This is a genomic window from Rhodobacter sp. P2_H5, assembly GCF_056403335.1.
The window spans coordinates 86,350-104,368 of record NZ_JBFUFS010000003.1 but is presented as its reverse complement, the minus strand read 5'-3'; the positions used below and the strand labels follow the sequence as shown (position 1 = coordinate 104,368).

The following is an 18,019-nucleotide window of genomic DNA, read 5'->3' as shown; positions in this document are numbered from 1 at the left end:
GACGCCATTGTCCTGGGACAGCAAGGTATTGTGGACGGAGGGGCTGTTCTTGCAGCCGCACCATTTCCAGCAGGCCGACCGTTACACCGAGGCGCTGATCGCGGGCCTGGCCCGGCGGATCACGCCCTATGCCTGGGGCGTCTCCTCGCTGGAGATCGACGATGCCGCCCTTAAAGTGGGGCAGATCGCGCTGAAATCGGTGACGGGGCTGACGCAGGACGGTGCGGTCTTCCGTGTCCCGCAGGCCGAGGATCATCCCCCCGCGCTGGAAGTACCGCCGAACATCAAGGATTGCGTGGTCATGCTGACCGTGCCGCAGCGCCGGCAGGGGTCGCAAGAGGTTGATCTGACCGGAGCGGAACTGTCCGCCAGCCGCCTGCGCCCGGCCGAGGTTGAGGTCACCGACACCATGTCTCTGGACCGCAAGGCCGTCACCCTTGGCGTCGGCAAGATGCGGCTGCAATTCGCGCTGGCGGTGGATGATCTGGCCGACAAGCTGGCGATCCCGGTGGCCCGGATCATCGAGGTGCGGCCCGACCGCGAAGTCGTGCTCGACACCGCCTTCATCCCCTCCTGCACCGATGTGCGGGCGGCCTTTCCCTTGGCCTCTTTCCTGCGCGAGCTAGAGGGGCTCTTGAACCACCGCGTCACGGCGCTGGCCGGGCGCCTGTCGGACGGCGGGGCGACGCGCGGGGCGGCGGAGATTCAGGACTTTCTGCTGCTCATGGTCTGCAACCGGGTTCTGCCGCTGATCAAGCATCTGGGCACAATCGAAAATGTCCATCCGGCGGATTTCTTTGCCGAAGGGGTGAAGCTGGCCGGCGAACTTGCCACCTTCATGGCGACCGACAAGCGCGCGCCCGAGATTCCGGCCTATCGCCACGATGACCTGACACGCACCTTCGCGCCCTTGATCCGGGTCTTGCGGCAATACCTGTCTTCGGTGCTGGAACAGACCGCCGTCTCCATCGCGCTGGAGCCGCGCAAATACGGCATCTCGGTGGGTCTCATCGCCGACCGCAAGCTTCTGTCCACCGCCGGTTTCGTGCTGGCGGTCAAGGCCGATATCCCGGACGAGACGGTGCGCCGCCACTTCGCCGGTCAGGTCAAGATCGGCCCGGTGGAGGAAATCCGCCAGCTGGTCAACTCCGCCTTGCCGGGGATCGGGTTGCGCCCGTTGCCGGTCGCGCCGCGCCAGATCCCCTATCACGCCGGGGTGGTCTATTTCCAGCTGGAGGAGGCCAGCCCCTATTGGGCCAAGATGACCACCTCGGGCGGGATCGCGGTACATGTGTCCGGGGATTACCCCGGGCTGTCGATGGAACTTTGGGCCATTCGCCAAAGCTGAAGGCTCTCGGGAGGATCTGATGTCGAACAATGACCCCTTTGCCGAGCCCGACGACAACGAGCGCACGGTGATCCGCCCCAATCCGGGCGGCAAGCGCAGCACGCCCGCCGCCGCCCCGCCGCCGCCGCAGCCAAGCTACGGACAGCAGACTTACGGCCAGCAGACCTATGGCAATGCGACACCGGGGCAAGCGCCCGAGCCCTCGCAGGCGATGGGCGTGCCCGCGCAGGCCGCCCCGCGCGGGGCCTCGGATGCCAATACGATTGCGATGACCGGGGTCAACCAGCTGGTGGCGATTGCGACGCCGCTGTTTTCTCTGGTCAGCCGGATCCGCAACCGCGCCCAGCACATGGACCCCGAGAAGCTGCGCCAATCGGTGATGGCCGAGGTCCGCGCCTTCGAGAACGCCGCGCTGAAGGCGGGGGAGGATGCGCAGAAGGTCAAGGTCGCCCGCTATGCTTTGTGTGCGACGCTGGACGATGTGGTTTTGAACACGCCCTGGGGTGAGCAATCGTCCTGGGCGATGCAGTCGATGGTCGGCACCTTCCACCGCGAAACGGTGGGCGGCGATCGCTTCTTCGACCTGCTGGCCCGGCTGGAACAGGACCCCGGTGCCAATATCGACCTTCTGGAATTTCTCTACATGTGCCTGTCGCTTGGCTTCGAAGGCCGGCTGCGGGTTGAAAACGGCGGGCAGGACCGGCATCTGCAGATCCGCAATGCCTTGGCCCGGATCATCCGCGGCCAGCGGGGCGAGTTCGAGCGCGACCTCTCGCCGCGCTGGAAGGGTGTCGTGCGGCCCTACAAGGTGCTTTCGGCCTGGAAACCGGTCTGGATCGCGGTGGGGGCCACGGCGGCCTTGCTGGCCCTGGCCTTCGGCGGCTTCACTTATCTTCTGAACCAGCGCAGCGGTGCGGTTCTGGCGGAAATCTCCGCCATCGACACCGGGGTTCCGCCGACGCTCCTGCGCCGCGCCCCGGCGCCGCCGCCCCCGCCGCCGCCCAAGGACGAGGTCGACAAGCTGGCGCAGCTGTCGTCCTTCCTGGCACCCGAGATCAAGCAGGGCGTGGTCACCGTGCTGACCAAGGGCAATACGGTGGACATCCGCCTTTCCGGCTCGGCGATGTTCGCCTCAGGCTCGGATCAGCTGAGCAAGACCTACACCGCCATCGTCGGCCGCGTGGCCGAGGCTTTGAAGACCGAAAAGGGCCATATCGTCGTGGCCGGCTATTCCGACAGCACCAAAGTCGGCGGCGGCCGCTTCAAGAGCAATGAGGAGCTGTCGCAGGCAAGGGCCGAGGCCGTGATGCGGATGATCGCCCCGGTGGTGGGCGACCCCTCGCGGATCATCGCCGAGGGCCATGGCGAGAAAGACCCGATTGGCGACAACAAGACCAAGGAAGGCCGCGCTGCCAACCGCCGGATCGAAATTCTGGTGGTGAAGAGCGGGGAGGGCAACTGACATGAAATTCCTGAGGGCCCTGGGCCGTTTTCTGATCTCGATCTGGTTCATTCTGCCGGTCGTCACCCTGATCCTGTCGATCTGCGTCTGGTTCTTTTCGCCCTATATCGGCACTGACGCTTTCCGCCCGTTTGACGAGGCTTTCGGGCGCTGGATGTTCATCCTGGTGCTGTGGGTGCTCTGCGCGATCACGCTGTTCATCGTCTGGCTGGTCCGCAAGTTCGAGGAGAAGGCCGTCGAAGAGGACATCGTGAAGGGGGTCGAGGAAAAGACCCCCGAGAATGAGGTCGTGTCCGAAGAACTCGGCGAACTTCGCGACAAGATGCGCCGCGCAATTGCCAAGCTGAAGAAGTCGAAGGGCGGACGCCGCAGCCTGTATGAGCTGCCCTGGTATGTGATGATCGGCCCGCCGGGGGCCGGCAAGACCACGGCCATCGTCAACTCCGGCCTGCAATTTCCGCTCGCCGACGAGTTCGGCAAGGAGGCCATTGGCGGTGTCGGTGGCACGCGCAACTGCGACTGGTGGTTCACCGATGACGCGGTGCTGATCGACACGGCGGGGCGCTACACCACGCAGGAATCCGATGCCGAGGCGGACAATGCCGCCTGGCTCGGCTTCCTCAACCTATTGAAAAAGCACCGGATCCGGCAGCCGATCAACGGGGCGATGATCGCGATCAGCCTGTCGGATCTGTCGATGCAGGATGAGGTGACGCAGAAGGGCCATGCCCGCGCCGTGAAACGCCGTCTGGCGGAACTGCGCGAAAAGCTGGGGGTGCGCTTCCCGGTCTATGTGCTCTTCACCAAGGCCGACATGATCGCGGGCTTCACCGAGTATTTCGACAACCTCGGCAAGGAAGAGCGCGAGCAGGTCTGGGGCTTCACCTTGCCCCTGCCCAAGGGCAAATCGGAAGCCTCGCCGATCTCGGCCTTTGATGCGGAATTCTCGGGCCTGATCACCCAGCTTAACGCCCAGCTGATCGACCGGATGCAATCGGAAACCGACCACCAGCGCCGCAGCCTGATCGCGGGTTTCCCGGCGCAGGTCGCCTCTGTCCGCGGCGTGGCCAGTGCTTTCCTATCCGAGGTCTTCTCGGAAAACCGCTATGACGACCGCCAGATGCTGCGCGGGGTCTATTTCACGAGCGGAACGCAGGAAGGCACGCCGATTGACCGCCTGATGATGGGCATGGCGCGGACCTTCGGCATCGGGCGCCAGGCACTTGGCACCGGGCGCGGCACCGGGCGGAGCTTCTTCCTCACCCGGCTCTTCAACGAGGTTCTCTTCCCCGAGGCGGGCCTGGTCTCCGCCGATGACAAGGTGGAGCGGCGCTACCGCTGGATGAAACGCGGCGCGATTGCCTTGACGGCGCTGGTCGCGGTCTCCATGGGTCTGCTCTGGGGGCGCAGCTATTCGGGCAACCTCGGGCTGCTCTCCGGCGTTGAAAGCTCGGTCACCGCCTATCAGGCCGCGGCTGCCGGCATCCCCGGCAACCCGATTGCCGACAGCGATGCCTCTGTCACCGTGCCCGCGCTCAACATCCTGCGGGCCTTGCCGGTCAACCCGATCCCGCCCTCGGTCGACCCTGCGGCGGCGAGCCCTTTCTCGCCGGAATACAAGCTGACCTGGGGTCTGTATCAGGGCGGCGGGCTGGCCAACCAGACTGGCATCAGCTACCGCGCGGCATTGAACACCATCTTCCTGCCGCGGCTTCTGCTGCGGATGGAACAGACGATGCAAAGCAACATCAACAGCCCGGAAGTGCTTTACGACGCGCTGAAGGTCTATCTGATGCTCGGCCTGCAGGGGCCGATGAACGCCGATCAAGTCCGCAGCTTCCTCAGCGCCGATTGGCAGCTGGCCTACCCCGGGACCGAGAACGACGCGCTCCGCACCGACCTCATGTTCCATCTGAACGCGCTGATCAGCCAGCCGATGCAGGAGGTGTCGCTGAACGGGCCGCTGGTCGAACAGGTTCAGGGCATCCTCGCCCAGATGCCCATCGCGCAGCGGGTCTACAACGGCATCATCCACTCCTCCGCCGCCGAGGATCTGCCGGCCTTCCGTCTGAGCGATATCGGCGGGCCGAACCTGGAAAAGGCCTTCACCCGCACTTCCGGCAAGCCGATGAATGCCGGGATCGAGGGGATCTTCACCTATGACGGCTTCAACAAGGTCTTCAAGGATCAGGCGCTTGGCGTGGCCGAGAATATCCAGAAGGACAGCTGGGTCCTTGGCCCCAAGGTCAAGACCGACCAGTCGCCCCTGGCGCTGGCCGCCATCACCCGCGATGTGCTGGACCTCTATTACAACGACTATATCGCGCGCTATGACTCGCTGCTTGGCGATATCGACGTGGTGCCGCTGTCGAGCCTGAAACAGGCGGTCGAGGTGACCAATATCCTGTCCGGCCCGACCTCGCCCATCGTCAACATCCTCAATTCGGTGGACAAGGAGACCCAGCTCAACTTCTCTGCCGCGCCGATCGACACCGGCACGCTGGCCACGGAATCCGGCAATACCGTGGGCAAGGACATCATCGAAGGCTCGGTCTCGGTGCGCGGACGGCTTCTGCTCGCCGCCCTGAAGTCGGCGGCGGAGGCTGCGGGTCAGCCGCCACCGAAACCCCCGGGCGCCTATGTCGAGGAGCGGTTCGCCTGGCTGCACCAGTTGGTGCTGCGCGCCGATGGGCAACCCTCGCAGCTGGACAACCTGATGGCCTCGCTGACGCAGGTCTATCAGGACATGAACAAGATCGCCTTCCGCGGCGCCTCGGCCGACCCCAATGCCGGGGCGGATTCGCTGGCGGCCTTGCAGCAGGCGGCGCAGCAGGTGCAGGGGCCTCTGGCCCGCTGGGCCAGCCAGATCACGACCGGCGGGGCAGGGATCACCGCCGAGGGCACGCGCGCCGCGCTCAACCAGGCCTGGACGGCGAATGTGCTGCCCTTCTGCACCCAGTCCACCGCGAAATCCTATCCCTTCGTGCGCTCGGCTGCGGCGGACATGGGGATGGGCGACTTCGCCAAGCTCTTCGGGCCGGGTGGGCTGATCGACAGTTTCATGACCACCAATGTCAAGGACATGATCGACACGACCAAGAAGCCCTGGACCTGGAAACAGGTGCATGGCGCCGACCTCGGGATCTCGCCCGCCGTCCTGGCCCAGCTTCAGGCCGCGACGGAGATCAAGGAGGCCTTCTTCGCCTCCGGGGCCGCCCCGGCGGTGCCCTTCCAGATCACGCCGGTGGCCTTGGACCCCAATGCGACCAAGGTCCAGCTGATCGTCGATGGCCAGCAGGTCAACTTCGCCCAGAACGCGGGCCAGCCCCTGCCGACCGCGATCACCTGGCCGGGTTCGGTCGGCGTGGCGCAGGTGGTGTTTGAACCCGCGCTGCAGGGCGCCGAAAGCGGCGTGCGCAAGGACGGGCCCTGGGGCTGGTTCCGCCTCTTGGATTCGGCCGAGGTCCGCTCGACCAACGCACCCGACCGGCGGCGGATCATCTTCAACATCGGCGGCCGCATCGCGATCTTCGAGATGCAAACAAGCTCGGTCGTCAACGCCTTCGCGCTGCCGGCGATGAAGACCTTCTCTTGCCCGACGTCGTTTTGATGGAGGGATTTGGCGCCTTTGGCAAAATGCCGTCTCTGGGCGACTTCTTCCGCCTCGATGCGGCCTCCGAGGTGGTGACCCCCTGGGACGCCTGGGTCCAGCGCATCCTTCTGGCGGCGCGGGCGAACCTGGCTGCGCGGTTCGAGGGCTGCTACATGTCCGCCCCGATCTGGCGCTTTGCCCTGGCGCCAGCGGTGGCGGGCGGGCAGGGCGTGCTGGGGGTGATGATGCCCTCGGTCGACCGGGTCGGGCGGCAGTTCCCGCTGACCCTCTTCGCCCAGACCGGCGCGCGCGATCAGGCGCCCCTGCGCAACCTGATGTGGCAGCAACCGGTGCTGGACGCGCTGGAGGCGCTGGCGCTTGACTGCCTCGACGATGCCATGACGCGCGACGCCTTGCAGGCGCGGCTGGCCGGCCTCGCCCTGCGCCCGATGGGCGAACCCTCCCGCATCGGCACTTTCGGCGCGGCGCTGGTGCTCTCCGGCACCATCCCCGAGGCGCTCTGCGCCGATCTGGCGCTCGATCTTGCGGGCGGCGAGATGCACCGCGCCTCGGCCTGGGTGACCGGGATCGAGGGGGCGGCGCGGATGATCCTGACCGCGGGCCTGCCCGAACCTGACGTGGCGCATTTCCTATTTGACCTGGGCGACATCTCCCAAAACGGAGCCGGACGATGACTGCAGGGACCATCCGTTTCAATGCCCGAACCCATGTCGGGCGCGTGCGTAAACACAACGAGGATTCGATCCTCGTCCTGCCCGACCAGCAGATCTGGGTGGTCTCGGATGGCATGGGCGGCCACGAGGGCGGCGATTACGCCAGCCGCGTGGTGGTCGATGCCGTGGCCCTGCTGCCGCCCGACCTGCCCGCGACCGAGAAGCTGGGCGCCATCCGCCGCGCCCTGCAGGAGGCCCATGCCACGATCCTCGCCGAGGCGGAGCGCCGCAATGCCGTGATGGGCGCCACCGTGGTGGCCCTCGTGCTGGCCGACGGCCATTTCGGCGCGCTCTGGGCTGGTGACAGCCGGCTCTACCGCTTGCGCGACGGCAAGATGGACCTTCTGACCACCGACCATTCCCTGGTGGCCGCCCTCGTCGAGTCCGGCCAGATCTCCTGGGACGAAGCCGGCAGCCACCCGCAATCCAACGCCATCACCCGCGCCGTGGGCGTGGGCGAGGAGCTGGAGCTCGACAAGATCCGCGGCGATGCCCTGCCGGGCGACCGTTTCCTGCTGTGCTCGGACGGTTTGAACAAATATGCCGGCATCGCCGAACTGGGCAACGCGATCCGCAATGCGCCCTTGGAGGTCGTGACCGACAGCCTGGTCCAGATGGCGCTGGACCGTGGCGGCGCTGACAATGTCTCGGTGATCGTCGTCGACGTGACCTGACCCGCGCCGCTTTCGCCCGGCCAAGGAAGCGGGGGTTTCACACCCCCCACCTCGCCATGTCTTCGCCCCTCGGGCACATGGCTCGTACCCCGTGGGATATTTATGGACCAATGAAGGGGAAAGAAAGGGCGCCGCCTAGCCCTTCATCCAGACAAAAATATCCGCGGGAGGGTCTGGGAGGGCAGCCAGCCCTCCCAGCCGGGGCCGCCGCGCGCCCCCCCGGGCTGGTGCAGCGCCCCGGGCGGTTATTTCGCGATGCTGGTCAGGATGCGGCTGTTCAGCGACAGGATCTGCAGCGTGCCGGCGTCGACCTCGGCCTTCAGCGCATCGGCAAAGCCGCCGACCGATTCCGTGGTGGGGCGCAGCTCGGGGAAGAGCGGCTTTTCGGAATGGATCACCACGACCTTCGACTTGCCCAAGGTCGTCGCATCGACGGTGAAGGCGATGTGGGAGGGGTCCTTGTTGTCCGACAAGGGATAGGCGATGCGGACCTTGACCGGCCCCGTGGCCCCGTTGCGCAGCGCCGCCACCGCGTTTTCCTTGCGGTTGAGGTTCGGGAGCAGGTGATAGACATTGCCCGACACGTCGATGATCGCGACCGAGACATAGCCTTCGGTCACATCCGCCGGGATCACCAGGTCGATCACCGGGTTCTCGCCCACGAAATAGCGCCCCGAAGGGTTGTCATCCGCGGAATCGCCATAGCCGAAATCGAAGCTGAACCCGCCTTCATGCGCCGCGGGCAGGGTGGTTTCGATCTGGCAGAGCGCGGGGTTCAGAAGCTCGATCTTCAGATCCACCTTGTGGTCCGGCGCCAGCGCCGTGATCGCATCGAAGAGCTGCACCTGGTTTTCCGGCCGCGCCAGCCGGCCCGCGACCGAGATCGTATCGCCCTTGCCATAGCCCACCGCCGGCGCATCGACCAGCGACAGCGGCCCGCAATCGGCCTCCTTGGTCAGCACGGGTTCCAGATCGGCCGCGGTCAGGAATTGCGGCACCCTGGCCGCAACCTCGATCGTCGCCGTGCCCTTCAGCGTGCCGGGCAGGGTGCCGATCGCCGCCATTACGCTGCTTTTCACGGCATCGTCGGTGGTGGAGCCGGTCACCGCCGCCTCGTTGCCGGTCACCGCCACGCGCCAGCTGTCGACCTTGGCCAGCGCCTGGACCACCTGCATCACATCGGCGCCCCAGGTCTCGCCGATGGCACCGGTGGCCACGGTCAGATCCGTGGTGCCGCCAAGCGCCGCCATCGTCTGCTGCAACTGCCCGGCAATCTCGGCCGAAGGTACATCCCCCACCGCGCGCGCAGCCCCTTCGGCGGGGCGCTCGATGATCAGGGCATAGGGATCGGCCACCGGCAGCGCCGGGGCCGAAACCCCGTTCAGCGCGCCCGAGAACCAGAGCCCGGCGCCGCCCCCCAGCGCAAGCAACACCACCAGCCCGATCCAGACCCCGGCGCCGGATTTCTTGGCAGCGGGCTTTTCCACCGCTGCGGTTTTGATCTCAGGTGCCTTGGGTTTGGCCGCTTCGGCCTTGGGCGGGGGGGCATAGGGATTGGCCGGGGCGGCAGAGGCCTGGCCAGAGGCAACACTCGCCGCCGCGCGCGGCACTACGACGGTGCGGTCATCCATGCCGCCCGGCGCGGCCGAAGGCATGCCGTGGTCGATGGCGCGCAACAGCTCGTCCGCCGACTGGAAGCGCTTGGCCGGATCGGGATGCGACATCTTGTCGATCAGGCTTTTCAGCGGCTCGGGCACGCCTACGGTGTCCAAAGGCTCCTGCTTCTTGCGCACCACTTCCATCGGGTTGGCGCCGGGATCGGGGCGCTTGCCGCGGAAGGTTGCAAGAAGCAGCGCTCCCAGCGAATAGAGGTCCGAGCGGGTGTCGGTCTGGCCAGCCAGCTGTTCGGGCGCCGCATAGGCGTATTTGCCGGCGAATTCATTGCCGACGATGGTTTGCGCGCCGGGATTGGCGTCCTTGGCGATACCGAAGTCGATGATCACCGCCTGTTCGGGCTTGCCGCCCTTCAGGATGATGTTGTCGGGCGACAGATCGCGGTGGATGATCCGGCGGTCATGCGCCACCTTCAGCCCATCGGCCACGCGGCGACAGACCTTGACCAGATCGGCGGCCGGAATCCCGCCGCCCTTCAGAAGCGCATCAAGCCCCGGCCCGTCGACATAATCCATCACCAGATAGATCAGCCCCTCGGGCGTGCGGTGGTTTTCCGAATAGCGCACCACGGCGTCATGGCGGATCTCGCGGATCTCTTCCTCGCGCCGCATCAGGGTCAGAAAACCCTCGTCGCCGGCAAATTCCGACTTCAGGACCTTGATGGCCACAAAGCGGCCCGAGATGTCGTTGCGCGCCTTGTACACCTCGGAGGTGCCGCCGCGCCCTAGGATCGTGTCGATCCGGTAGGTGCTGTTGAGAAGATAGCCCGGCTGAAAAATATCGCTCGGTTTTGACTCAGCCATGCCGTCCCTCTGCCTTGCCGCCCGGGCTTGGAGCGCCCGGGCCTCTGGTGACCGTGATGAGTGCCCGCCGCGGGCTCAGCTGCCGACCTGGAACTCGACGCGGCGGTTCGCATCGGCCTTGGGGTCCTTGGGATCGACGGGGAAGGCCTCGCCCACACCCTCGGCCACCAGCTTGTCGGCCGGAATGCCGCAATCGTCGACGAGGTGGCGTTTCACCTCTTCGGCGCGCAGGGTCGAGAGCTTCTGGTTGTAGCTGTCCTTGCCCGAACTGTCGGTGTGGCCGATGATCTTGAACTGCGGGATGTCCGAGGCCTTGATCACGTCGCACAGCGTCGAAAGCTTGCTCATCTCGCCTTCGCCAAGCGCCGCGCTGTCGAAGGCGAAGTTGATCTGGATGTTGACCTGCGACGAGGGGTCCATCGCGACATAGGTCGTGTTGTCGGGCAGGGCAGCGGCGGCGCCCGGATCGGTGGCCGCCGGGGCAGTCCCGGCCGAAGGGGCGATGACCAGACCGCGGGTCATCTGGGCCTGAAATTTGGCGGCCAGCTGTTCGGCGGTCAGGGTGCTGTCATCTTGCGCAAAGGCAGCGCCCGCGCTGCCGGCAAGCAGCCCGAGCGCAACCGCGCCCGCAAAGTGAAAACCGTATTTCATGGCGTTCCTTTCGCAATTCAATGTGATTGCAATTGCCAGACTTTAATGCAGCTTTGCCCAGTTCACAACGACTTTGGGCCGGGGTCTTGCGGGGGCAGGGCTGCGAACCGACCCGCGGGCGCGGCGCAGGGGCGGGCGCGTGATGGCGCTTGCGTTCCTGACCCTTTCTCGCATTATCTGCGCATTCTGCGAGCCTTTTTCCGGCCCGCGGTCCTGCCCGACCTTCGGCCCGACCCTGCGGCCTCGCTTTAGTGGTGACCCTTGCGCCTTTTGCCCGCCATCCTGCTCTCCGTCTCGGTCCTGATCGCCGCCATGATCGTGGTGTCGATCCCGCTGTTCTTTCCGACCAGGCCGGTGGCCAGCGGCGGCGGGGCGGTCGACAACTCGGCCCGCATCGACATCGAACTGCTGCATGGCGACCTCGACAGCCTGAAAGAGGTGGTCAACCAGCTGCGCGATCAGGTCGATTCGCTGGAAGACCGGGTGAACAAGATCGAGGTTGGCACCGCGGCGCCGGATGCCGCAGGCAACGCGCTGCAGATCGTCACCCCCGATGGCGAGAACACGATTGCCGGCAACTATGCCCAGGTGGTGCTGGTCGCCGACCGCCGCAACCTGAACAAGGGCCTGACGGTGCCCACCCCCAGCTTCATGACCGAGAAATTCGGCCCGCCGCGTGATGATCTGTCCGATCAGTGCCAGCCGATGACCAACCCGCGTCTTTCGACCCTGCTGGAGGATGCAACCGTCGGCCCGGTCAAGGTCAAGATGCTGAAACCCGCCATCGAGTCGCTGCAGGTGATCTTCGACAAGATCAAGCGCGCCGACCCCGACCTTTACGCCCGGATCAACACCGCAGGCTCGCTTTGCGTCCGCTTCATCCGCGGCTCGACCACCAATGTCTCGAACCATTCCTTCGGCACCGCGGTCGACCTCAACATCGACGGCGTGCTGGACACGCTGGGCGACGGGCGCACACAACTGGGCCTGACCATCATGTCCGACTTCTTCAACGCCGATGGCTGGGTCTGGGGGGCGGCATATGGCCGCGAGGATTCGATGCACTTCGAAGTCAGCGAGGAGAAAATCAACGAATGGATCGCGGCCGGGAAGATCTGACCGATGCGAAAGTCGAGGCCTTTCTGGCCCGTCCCGGCGACTGGCGGGCCGAGATGGCCGCGCTGCGCCCCCTGCTGCTGGACAGTGGTCTCAGTGAGGCGCTGAAATGGGGCCAGCCCTGCTACACCCACAAGGGCGCCAATCTGGCCATCATGGGCGGCTTCAAATCCGGCCTGCGACTGACCTTCTTCCAGGGCGCGCTCCTGCAGGACAAGGCGGGTCTGCTGGTCAGCCCCGGCGAAAACTCCCGCGCCGCGCGCTATCTGAACTTCACCACGCCCGAGGAGATCACCGGGCAGGCCCCCCTGATCCTGGCCTATCTGGCCGAGGCCAGGACCCTGCTGGATCAAGGCCGGAAGGTTGATCTGGCAGCAGACCCCGAGCCACCCGCCCCACCCGAACTCGACGCGGCCCTGGCCGATGACCCCGCCCTGAAAGCCGCCTTCCAGGCCCTGACTCCCGGCCGCCGGCGCTATTGGCTGATCCATTTCGCCGAGGCCAAACAATCCGCCACCCGCACCGACCGCATCCGGAAGGCGCGCGACAAGATCCTCGCCGGCAAGGGCATGAACGAGGCTTGACGCCTCGGCCAAAGGGTAGGGTGGTAGGCCCGGAGGGACTCGAACCCCCAACCAAGGCGTTATGAGCGCCCTGCTCTAACCATTGAGCTACAGGCCCGCTGTGGCGGGTTCACCTTGGGCCTGATTAGGCCAAGGCGGGCGGCAGGGTCAAGCGCGGTTGCGGGCGGGCCTCTGATGCTTTATGGGGGCGGCAAATCCGATATGGCGGGAGATGTGAATGGCTACGGGGCATAACGGTCTGACCTATGCGGATGCGGGCGTCGACATCGACGCGGGCAATGCGCTCGTGGAGCGGATCAAGCCCGCCGCCAAGCGCACCAACCGCTCTGGCACCATGGGCGGCCTCGGCGGATTTGGCGCCTTGTTCGACCTGAAGGCTGCGGGCTACAACGACCCGATCCTGGTGGCGGCCACCGACGGCGTCGGCACCAAGCTGCGCATCGCGATTGATACCGGCAATGTCGCCACCATCGGCATCGACCTTGTGGCGATGTGCGTCAACGATCTGGTCTGCCAGGGTGCCGAACCGCTGCTGTTCCTCGACTATTTCGCGACCGGCAAGCTGGAGCTGGATCAGGCCACCTCGATCATCAACGGCATCGCCTTGGGCTGTGAAAAGTCCGGCTGTGCGCTGGTCGGCGGCGAGACGGCAGAGATGCCGGGCATGTACCACGGCGGCGACTTCGACCTTGCGGGCTTTGCCGTCGGCGCGATGGAGCGCGGCACCGACCTGCCGCGTGGCGTGGCGGAGGGTGATATCCTGATCGGCCTCGCCTCGGATGGTGTTCATTCCAACGGCTATTCTTTTGTCCGCAAGGTGGTGGAGCTGTCCGGCCTTGGCTGGGACGCGGCCTCGCCCTTCTCCGAGGGCTCGTTGGGTGCGGCACTGCTGACGCCGACAAGGCTTTATGTGAAGCAGGCGCTTGCCGCGATCCGTTCGGGTGGGGTGCATGGGCTGGCCCATATCACCGGCGGTGGCCTGACCGAGAACCCGCCGCGCGTTTTGCCCGAGGGCCTGGCCTGCGCCATCGACCTTGGCGCCTGGGATCTGCCGCCGGTGTTCCGTTGGCTGGCCCAGACCGCCAACATGGCGGAATCGGAACTGCTCAAGACCTTCAACTGCGGCATCGGCCTGATCCTCGTGGTCGAACCGGCACGCGCCGAAGCGGTCAGCCAGCTGCTGGCCGACATGGGTGAGACCGTCGTGCAACTGGGCAAGATCGTCCCCGGCGAAGGCGTGGTCTACTCGGGCAAGCTTCTGTGACCAAGGCCGAAAGCGGCTCGGCCACCAAACGCGTGGCCATCCTGATCTCCGGGGGGGGCTCCAACATGGTGGCGCTGGTCCGGGACATGGTGGGCGATCACCCCTGCCGCCCGGTGCTGGTGTTTTCCAACAAGCCAGATGCCGCGGGTCTGGCCCGCGCCGCCGAACTGGGCGTGGCGACCGCTGCCGTCGATCACCGCCCCTTCGGCAAGGATCGCGCTGCTTTCGAGGCTGAGATGGCCCGCCATCTGGATGCCGCAAACCCCGACATCATCGCCTATGCCGGCTTCATGCGCATCCTGACGCCGGAGTTCGTGCGGCGCTACGAAGGCCGGATGCTGAACATCCACCCCTCGCTTTTGCCGAAATATCCGGGCCTCCACACCCATCAGCGCGCCCTTGACGCCGGGGATGCCGAGGCGGGCTGCACCGTGCATGAGGTCACAGCCGACCTCGACGCCGGCCCGATCCTCGGCCAGGCCAGGGTGCCGGTCCTGAAGGGCGACACCGAGGCGAGCCTCGCCGCCCGTGTTCTGGTGCAGGAGCACCGGCTCTACCCGCAGGTGCTGCGCCGCTTTGCGCAAGGCGACCGCACGCGCCTCGATCTGCGGTAACGCGGCGTCGGGGCCGGACCCGGAGTTGCGATCTAAAGGAAGACGTGGAAATCGGCGAAGGTCAGCGCGGCCTTGTTGACCACCACCGCAAAGATCACCGCATCATTGCCTCCCACACCATCGACGTCAAAGCGCAACTCGCCGGTGGCTGTGTCGTAAAGCACGCGCTGAGCCGCGGTATTGGCCGTAGTCACCCCGGCACCCGACCGAAATTGGCCCGAGGTAAGAAATTCCGCCGAAAGCCCTCCCCATTGCGAATCCAGCCAGATTTCATCGAGTTGCGCCGAATTGAAGCCATTGATGAAATCGCGGTTTTGCGCCCCCAATTCGTGGAAGTTGAAATCATCGGCGGAGGTGCCGCCATAAAGACTGTCGATGCCGGCATTGCCGGACAGATGGTTTGGACCCTTGCCGCCATAGATCGCGTCATTGCCATCGCCGCCTGACAGAAAATCCTCGCCGGCATTGCCCCTGATCGTGTCGTTGCCGGAATCACCCCAGACATCATCCTTTCCCGTGCCGCCATTATAGCTGTCGCCCAGGCCGGAAAGGGACCAGGCCTCGATGCTGGTCACGGTCTCGATATTGCCAAAACCGTCATCGCGGATCTGGCCCGTGGTCAGCGCGGCGTCAATCACTACGCCGTGGCCGCCCAGATCGCTCACGGCCCAGAACTCCACCCGGTCATAGCCCTGGCGCCCTTCAAAGCGGTCCACGCCCTTGAGGCCCTGGAACGTGTTGTTTGCGCCGTCGCCGCGGAAGGTGTCGGCCCGGTTGGTGCCGATCACCCCCTCAACATGGCTGACCCGATCCGTCAGACCCCAGGGGTCGATGATCGTGCCCAAAGCGAGGTCGACGACTATGCCCTGAACCGCGCCGACCCGTCCGGCCCGGTCATAGCGCACGAAATCGTAGCCGTCGCCGCCATCGACCGTGTCGGCCCCACGTGACAGGCGAAATGACTCGTCTCCGAGCGAGCCGACAAAGAGGTCGCTGAAGGCAGAGTCGCGAAACCGCTCGAAGCCAGAGATCGTGTCGACAAAGCCCCACATGTCGATGGCCACCCCGGTCGCCACATTTACATCGACGCCGCGATAGGCGAGCGGGTCGTTGGGCTGGTCGAAATAGGAAAGCTCGTCATACCCGTCGCCGCCATCGATCGTGTCACGCCCGTAATCGGCCTTGACGTAATCATCGCCACCGCCGGCCTGGATCAGATCATTGCCGAAACCGCCACTGCCATTGCCCAGAATGTCGTCACCGGAATCCGATCCGATCAATGTATCGTCGCCACGCAGCAGGTATTCGAACAGCCTTTCGCCATCGGGATCCTGCGGCGTGCGGTCTTCGCGTGGAAAGCCGAAAATGAACCGGGTCACGGCATCCAGGTCGGCGGAGACCCCAGTGATGTCGAAAACCTTGGTACCAGTGGAATCACGGATCACCACACTGGTCACGATGCCGCCGACGCCCAAGCCGGCGGCGTCATAGACAAATCCGGTGCCATTCAGCGAAACCGTCAGTCCCGCATCGGAGGTATATTTGTAGAATGTCCCGGAATGCGATATTTCGGTGCCGCCAACCACCATATCCGGCCAATAAGCGTAATCGGGATTCTGATAGATCTTGAGCTGCGCCATAATGCCATCTCTCCCTTGAAATATTTCTAATTCAATAACGGTGCCGGAGATGGTGATTCCCGTCAACATGGCGGATCGGGTGAATGTCACATGCTGCGACGCCCGGTTGGTAGCGGGTCATAAATCGGGGTTGGCTTTCCGCCGGGAATGCTGATTCCGACGCAATGTGCTTGAATTTCGCCATCCCCGGCCCCGCATCGCCGCAGAATGTGCCGGTTCTTTGTGCTGTTGCGGCATTTTTCGCCCAATTAGCCAGCAAACCGCCGCCTTACGGTGCGTCACCCCATGGCGTCCCAGCGCGCGTGTTGCGTGCTGCGCCACGATGTCGCCTGCTTTGAAGGCTCGAGGGACATTTGCCGAGAGGGAATTACGCGGCGGGGGCCGGGATAGGACCGGCGCCCGACGTCTGGATGCAACAAAGCTGCCTGCCCTCAAGGGGCACTCCGGCCTCCAAGGGGCGGAGACAGAGGCGGCACTGACAGGGGACTTTTTTCATGAAACTGACACGTCGCTCGCTTCTGGCCGGGGGTATTGCCGCCTTCGCCGCGCCGCTCATGACCACCCGGGTTTTCGCCTCGGAAGAGACCATCAAGATCGGCATCCTGCACTCGCTGTCCGGCACGATGGCGATTTCGGAAACCACGCTGAAAGACACCATGCTGATGCTGATCGAGGCGCAGAACGCCAAGGGCGGCGTTCTGGGCAAGAAGCTTGAGGCGGTCGTGGTTGACCCGGCCTCCGACTGGCCGCTCTTTGCCGAAAAGGCCCGCGAACTGCTGACCGTCGACAAGGTGTCGGTCATGTTCGGCTGCTGGACTTCGGTGTCGCGCAAATCCGTGCTGCCGGTCATCGAAGAACTCAACGGCCTGCTCTTCTACCCCGTCCAGTACGAGGGTGAAGAAAGCTCCAAGAACGTCATCTACACCGGCGCCGCCCCGAACCAGCAGGCGATCCCGGCCACCGATTACTACCTCAAGGAACTCGGTATCCAGAAATTCGCGCTCCTCGGTACCGACTATGTCTACCCGCGCACCACCAACAAGATCCTGGAGGCCTACCTGATCTCCAAGGGCATTCCGAAGGAAGACATCTTCGTCAACTACACGCCCTTCGGCCATTCCGACTGGTCCAAGATCGTCTCGGACGTGGTGGCCTTGGGCGCTGACGGCAAGAAGGTCGGCGTTCTGTCCACCATCAACGGCGACGCCAACATCGGTTTCTACAAGGAACTCGCCGCCGCCGGCGTCAAGGCCGACAAGCTGCCCGTCTGCGCCTTCTCGGTCGGGGAAGAGGAGCTTTCGGGTCTGGACACCACCAACCTCGTCGGCCACCTCGCGGCCTGGAACTACTTCGAAAGCGCCGATACCCCGGCCAACAAGGACTTCATCGCCCAGTGGCACGCCTATACCAAGAACGACAAGCGCACCACCAACGACCCGATGGAGGCCCATTACATCGGCTTCAACATGTGGGTGAATGCGGTCACGCAAGCCGGGACGGTCGAGGTTGACCCGGTGCTCGACGCCCTCATCGGCCAGAAGTTCCCCAACCTGACCGGCGGTACCGCCGAGCTTCTGCCCAACCACCACCTGACCAAGCCGGTGCTGATCGGCGAGATCCGGGCCGATGGCCAGTTCGATATCATCTCGCAGACCGAGCCGGTCCCCGGCGACGCCTGGACCGATTTCCTGCCGGAATCGGCCGTGCTGGAATCGGATTGGAAAGACCTCAAGTGCGGCATGTACAACAAGGACACCAAGACCTGCGTCCAGTTGAAGTCGAACTACTGATCGCTTCCGATCTGACCTCAACCACCGGAGGGGCCGACACGGCTCCTCCGCGCTGAACCAAAGGAGGGGCCGA

13 protein-coding genes and 1 tRNA gene are annotated in these 18,019 nt (G+C 65.0%); 10 read left to right on the top strand and 4 right to left on the bottom strand.

Features of this window, described 5'->3' with window-relative positions; translation table 11 throughout:
• Positions 1-7: 7 nt before the first annotated feature.
• The 5 genes from tssK to AC1DVR_RS04705 are packed head-to-tail and all read left to right on the top strand — an operon-like array spanning position 8 to position 7,810.
• Positions 8-1,348 carry a type VI secretion system baseplate subunit TssK gene (gene tssK / locus AC1DVR_RS04725; protein WP_477999380.1) on the top strand — a complete coding sequence of 447 codons (1,341 nt, stop codon included), beginning with the start codon at positions 8-10 and terminating at the stop codon, positions 1,346-1,348.
• A 19-nt stretch (positions 1,349-1,367) separates the two neighbouring features.
• Complete coding sequence (gene icmH, locus AC1DVR_RS04720) at positions 1,368-2,810, top strand: type IVB secretion system protein IcmH/DotU (protein WP_477999379.1); 1,443 nt, start codon at positions 1,368-1,370, stop codon at positions 2,808-2,810.
• Between the two features lies 1 nt (position 2,811).
• Positions 2,812-6,420, top strand: coding sequence for a type VI secretion system membrane subunit TssM (gene tssM / locus AC1DVR_RS04715; RefSeq protein ID WP_477999378.1), 3,609 nt, complete (start codon positions 2,812-2,814; stop codon positions 6,418-6,420).
• Positions 6,402-7,097: a type VI secretion system-associated protein TagF gene (gene tagF, locus AC1DVR_RS04710; RefSeq protein WP_477999377.1), complete on the top strand. Its 696-nt coding sequence runs from the start codon at positions 6,402-6,404 to the stop codon at positions 7,095-7,097. Before tssM ends, tagF begins: the two co-directional genes overlap by 19 nt.
• Positions 7,094-7,810, top strand: a complete 717-nt coding sequence (locus AC1DVR_RS04705) for a PP2C family protein-serine/threonine phosphatase (protein ID WP_477999376.1) — start codon at positions 7,094-7,096, stop codon at positions 7,808-7,810. Before tagF ends, AC1DVR_RS04705 begins: the two co-directional genes overlap by 4 nt.
• Positions 7,811-8,055: 245 nt before the next feature.
• Here the strand turns inward: AC1DVR_RS04705 and AC1DVR_RS04700 are convergent, their stop codons facing one another.
• Positions 8,056-10,287 (bottom strand): serine/threonine protein kinase, encoded by a 2,232-nt coding sequence (locus tag AC1DVR_RS04700; protein ID WP_477999375.1) that lies wholly within the window; start codon positions 10,285-10,287, stop codon positions 8,056-8,058.
• Positions 10,288-10,362: 75 nt separating this feature from the next.
• Entirely contained in the window at positions 10,363-10,938 is a 576-nt protein-coding gene (locus AC1DVR_RS04695; protein WP_477999374.1) for an OmpA family protein, read from the bottom strand.
• Between the two features lie 261 nt (positions 10,939-11,199).
• Here AC1DVR_RS04695 and AC1DVR_RS04690 point away from each other — a divergent pair, with 261 nt between their 5' ends.
• Both AC1DVR_RS04690 and AC1DVR_RS04685 read left to right on the top strand, forming a co-directional pair.
• Positions 11,200-12,057 (top strand): M15 family metallopeptidase, encoded by an 858-nt coding sequence (locus AC1DVR_RS04690; protein ID WP_477999373.1) that lies wholly within the window; start codon positions 11,200-11,202, stop codon positions 12,055-12,057.
• Positions 12,033-12,638 (top strand): YdeI/OmpD-associated family protein, encoded by a 606-nt coding sequence (locus tag AC1DVR_RS04685; protein ID WP_477999372.1) that lies wholly within the window; start codon positions 12,033-12,035, stop codon positions 12,636-12,638. The genes AC1DVR_RS04690 and AC1DVR_RS04685 overlap by 25 nt, the downstream gene beginning before the upstream one ends.
• A gap of 21 nt (positions 12,639-12,659) precedes the next feature.
• Here AC1DVR_RS04685 and AC1DVR_RS04680 read toward each other — a convergent pair.
• Positions 12,660-12,735 (bottom strand) — tRNA-Ile (locus tag AC1DVR_RS04680).
• Positions 12,736-12,855: 120 nt separating this feature from the next.
• Between AC1DVR_RS04680 and purM the strand changes: the two genes are divergently transcribed.
• Positions 12,856-13,902 carry a phosphoribosylformylglycinamidine cyclo-ligase gene (purM, locus tag AC1DVR_RS04675; protein ID WP_477999371.1) on the top strand — a complete coding sequence of 349 codons (1,047 nt, stop codon included), beginning with the start codon at positions 12,856-12,858 and terminating at the stop codon, positions 13,900-13,902.
• Complete coding sequence (gene purN / locus AC1DVR_RS04670) at positions 13,899-14,516, top strand: phosphoribosylglycinamide formyltransferase (protein WP_477999370.1); 618 nt, start codon at positions 13,899-13,901, stop codon at positions 14,514-14,516. The genes purM and purN overlap by 4 nt, the downstream gene beginning before the upstream one ends.
• Positions 14,517-14,548: 32 nt before the next feature.
• Here the strand turns inward: purN and AC1DVR_RS04665 are convergent, their stop codons facing one another.
• Positions 14,549-16,156 carry a calcium-binding protein gene (locus AC1DVR_RS04665; RefSeq protein ID WP_477999369.1) on the bottom strand — a complete coding sequence of 536 codons (1,608 nt, stop codon included), beginning with the start codon at positions 16,154-16,156 and terminating at the stop codon, positions 14,549-14,551.
• A gap of 554 nt (positions 16,157-16,710) precedes the next feature.
• Between AC1DVR_RS04665 and urtA the strand changes: the two genes are divergently transcribed.
• Positions 16,711-17,946 carry an urea ABC transporter substrate-binding protein gene (gene urtA / locus AC1DVR_RS04660; protein ID WP_477999621.1) on the top strand — a complete coding sequence of 412 codons (1,236 nt, stop codon included), beginning with the start codon at positions 16,711-16,713 and terminating at the stop codon, positions 17,944-17,946.
• Positions 17,947-18,019 lie beyond the last annotated feature (73 nt).

Excerpts from the sequence above, each read along its gene's own strand:
- icmH (WP_477999379.1), top strand. The coding sequence starts at position 1,368 with ATGTCGAACAATGACCCCTTTGCCGAGCCCGACGACAACGAGCGCACG.
- tssM (WP_477999378.1), top strand. The coding sequence starts at position 2,812 with ATGAAATTCCTGAGGGCCCTGGGCCGTTTTCTGATCTCGATCTGGTTC.
- AC1DVR_RS04705 (WP_477999376.1), top strand. The coding sequence starts at position 7,094 with ATGACTGCAGGGACCATCCGTTTCAATGCCCGAACCCATGTCGGGCGC.
- AC1DVR_RS04700 (WP_477999375.1), bottom strand. The coding sequence starts at position 10,287 with ATGGCTGAGTCAAAACCGAGCGATATTTTTCAGCCGGGCTATCTTCTC.
- AC1DVR_RS04695 (WP_477999374.1), bottom strand. The coding sequence starts at position 10,938 with ATGAAATACGGTTTTCACTTTGCGGGCGCGGTTGCGCTCGGGCTGCTT.
- AC1DVR_RS04685 (WP_477999372.1), top strand. The coding sequence starts at position 12,033 with ATGGATCGCGGCCGGGAAGATCTGACCGATGCGAAAGTCGAGGCCTTT.
- purM (WP_477999371.1), top strand. The coding sequence starts at position 12,856 with ATGGCTACGGGGCATAACGGTCTGACCTATGCGGATGCGGGCGTCGAC.
- AC1DVR_RS04665 (WP_477999369.1), bottom strand. The coding sequence starts at position 16,156 with ATGGCGCAGCTCAAGATCTATCAGAATCCCGATTACGCTTATTGGCCG.
- urtA (WP_477999621.1), top strand. The coding sequence starts at position 16,711 with ATGACCACCCGGGTTTTCGCCTCGGAAGAGACCATCAAGATCGGCATC.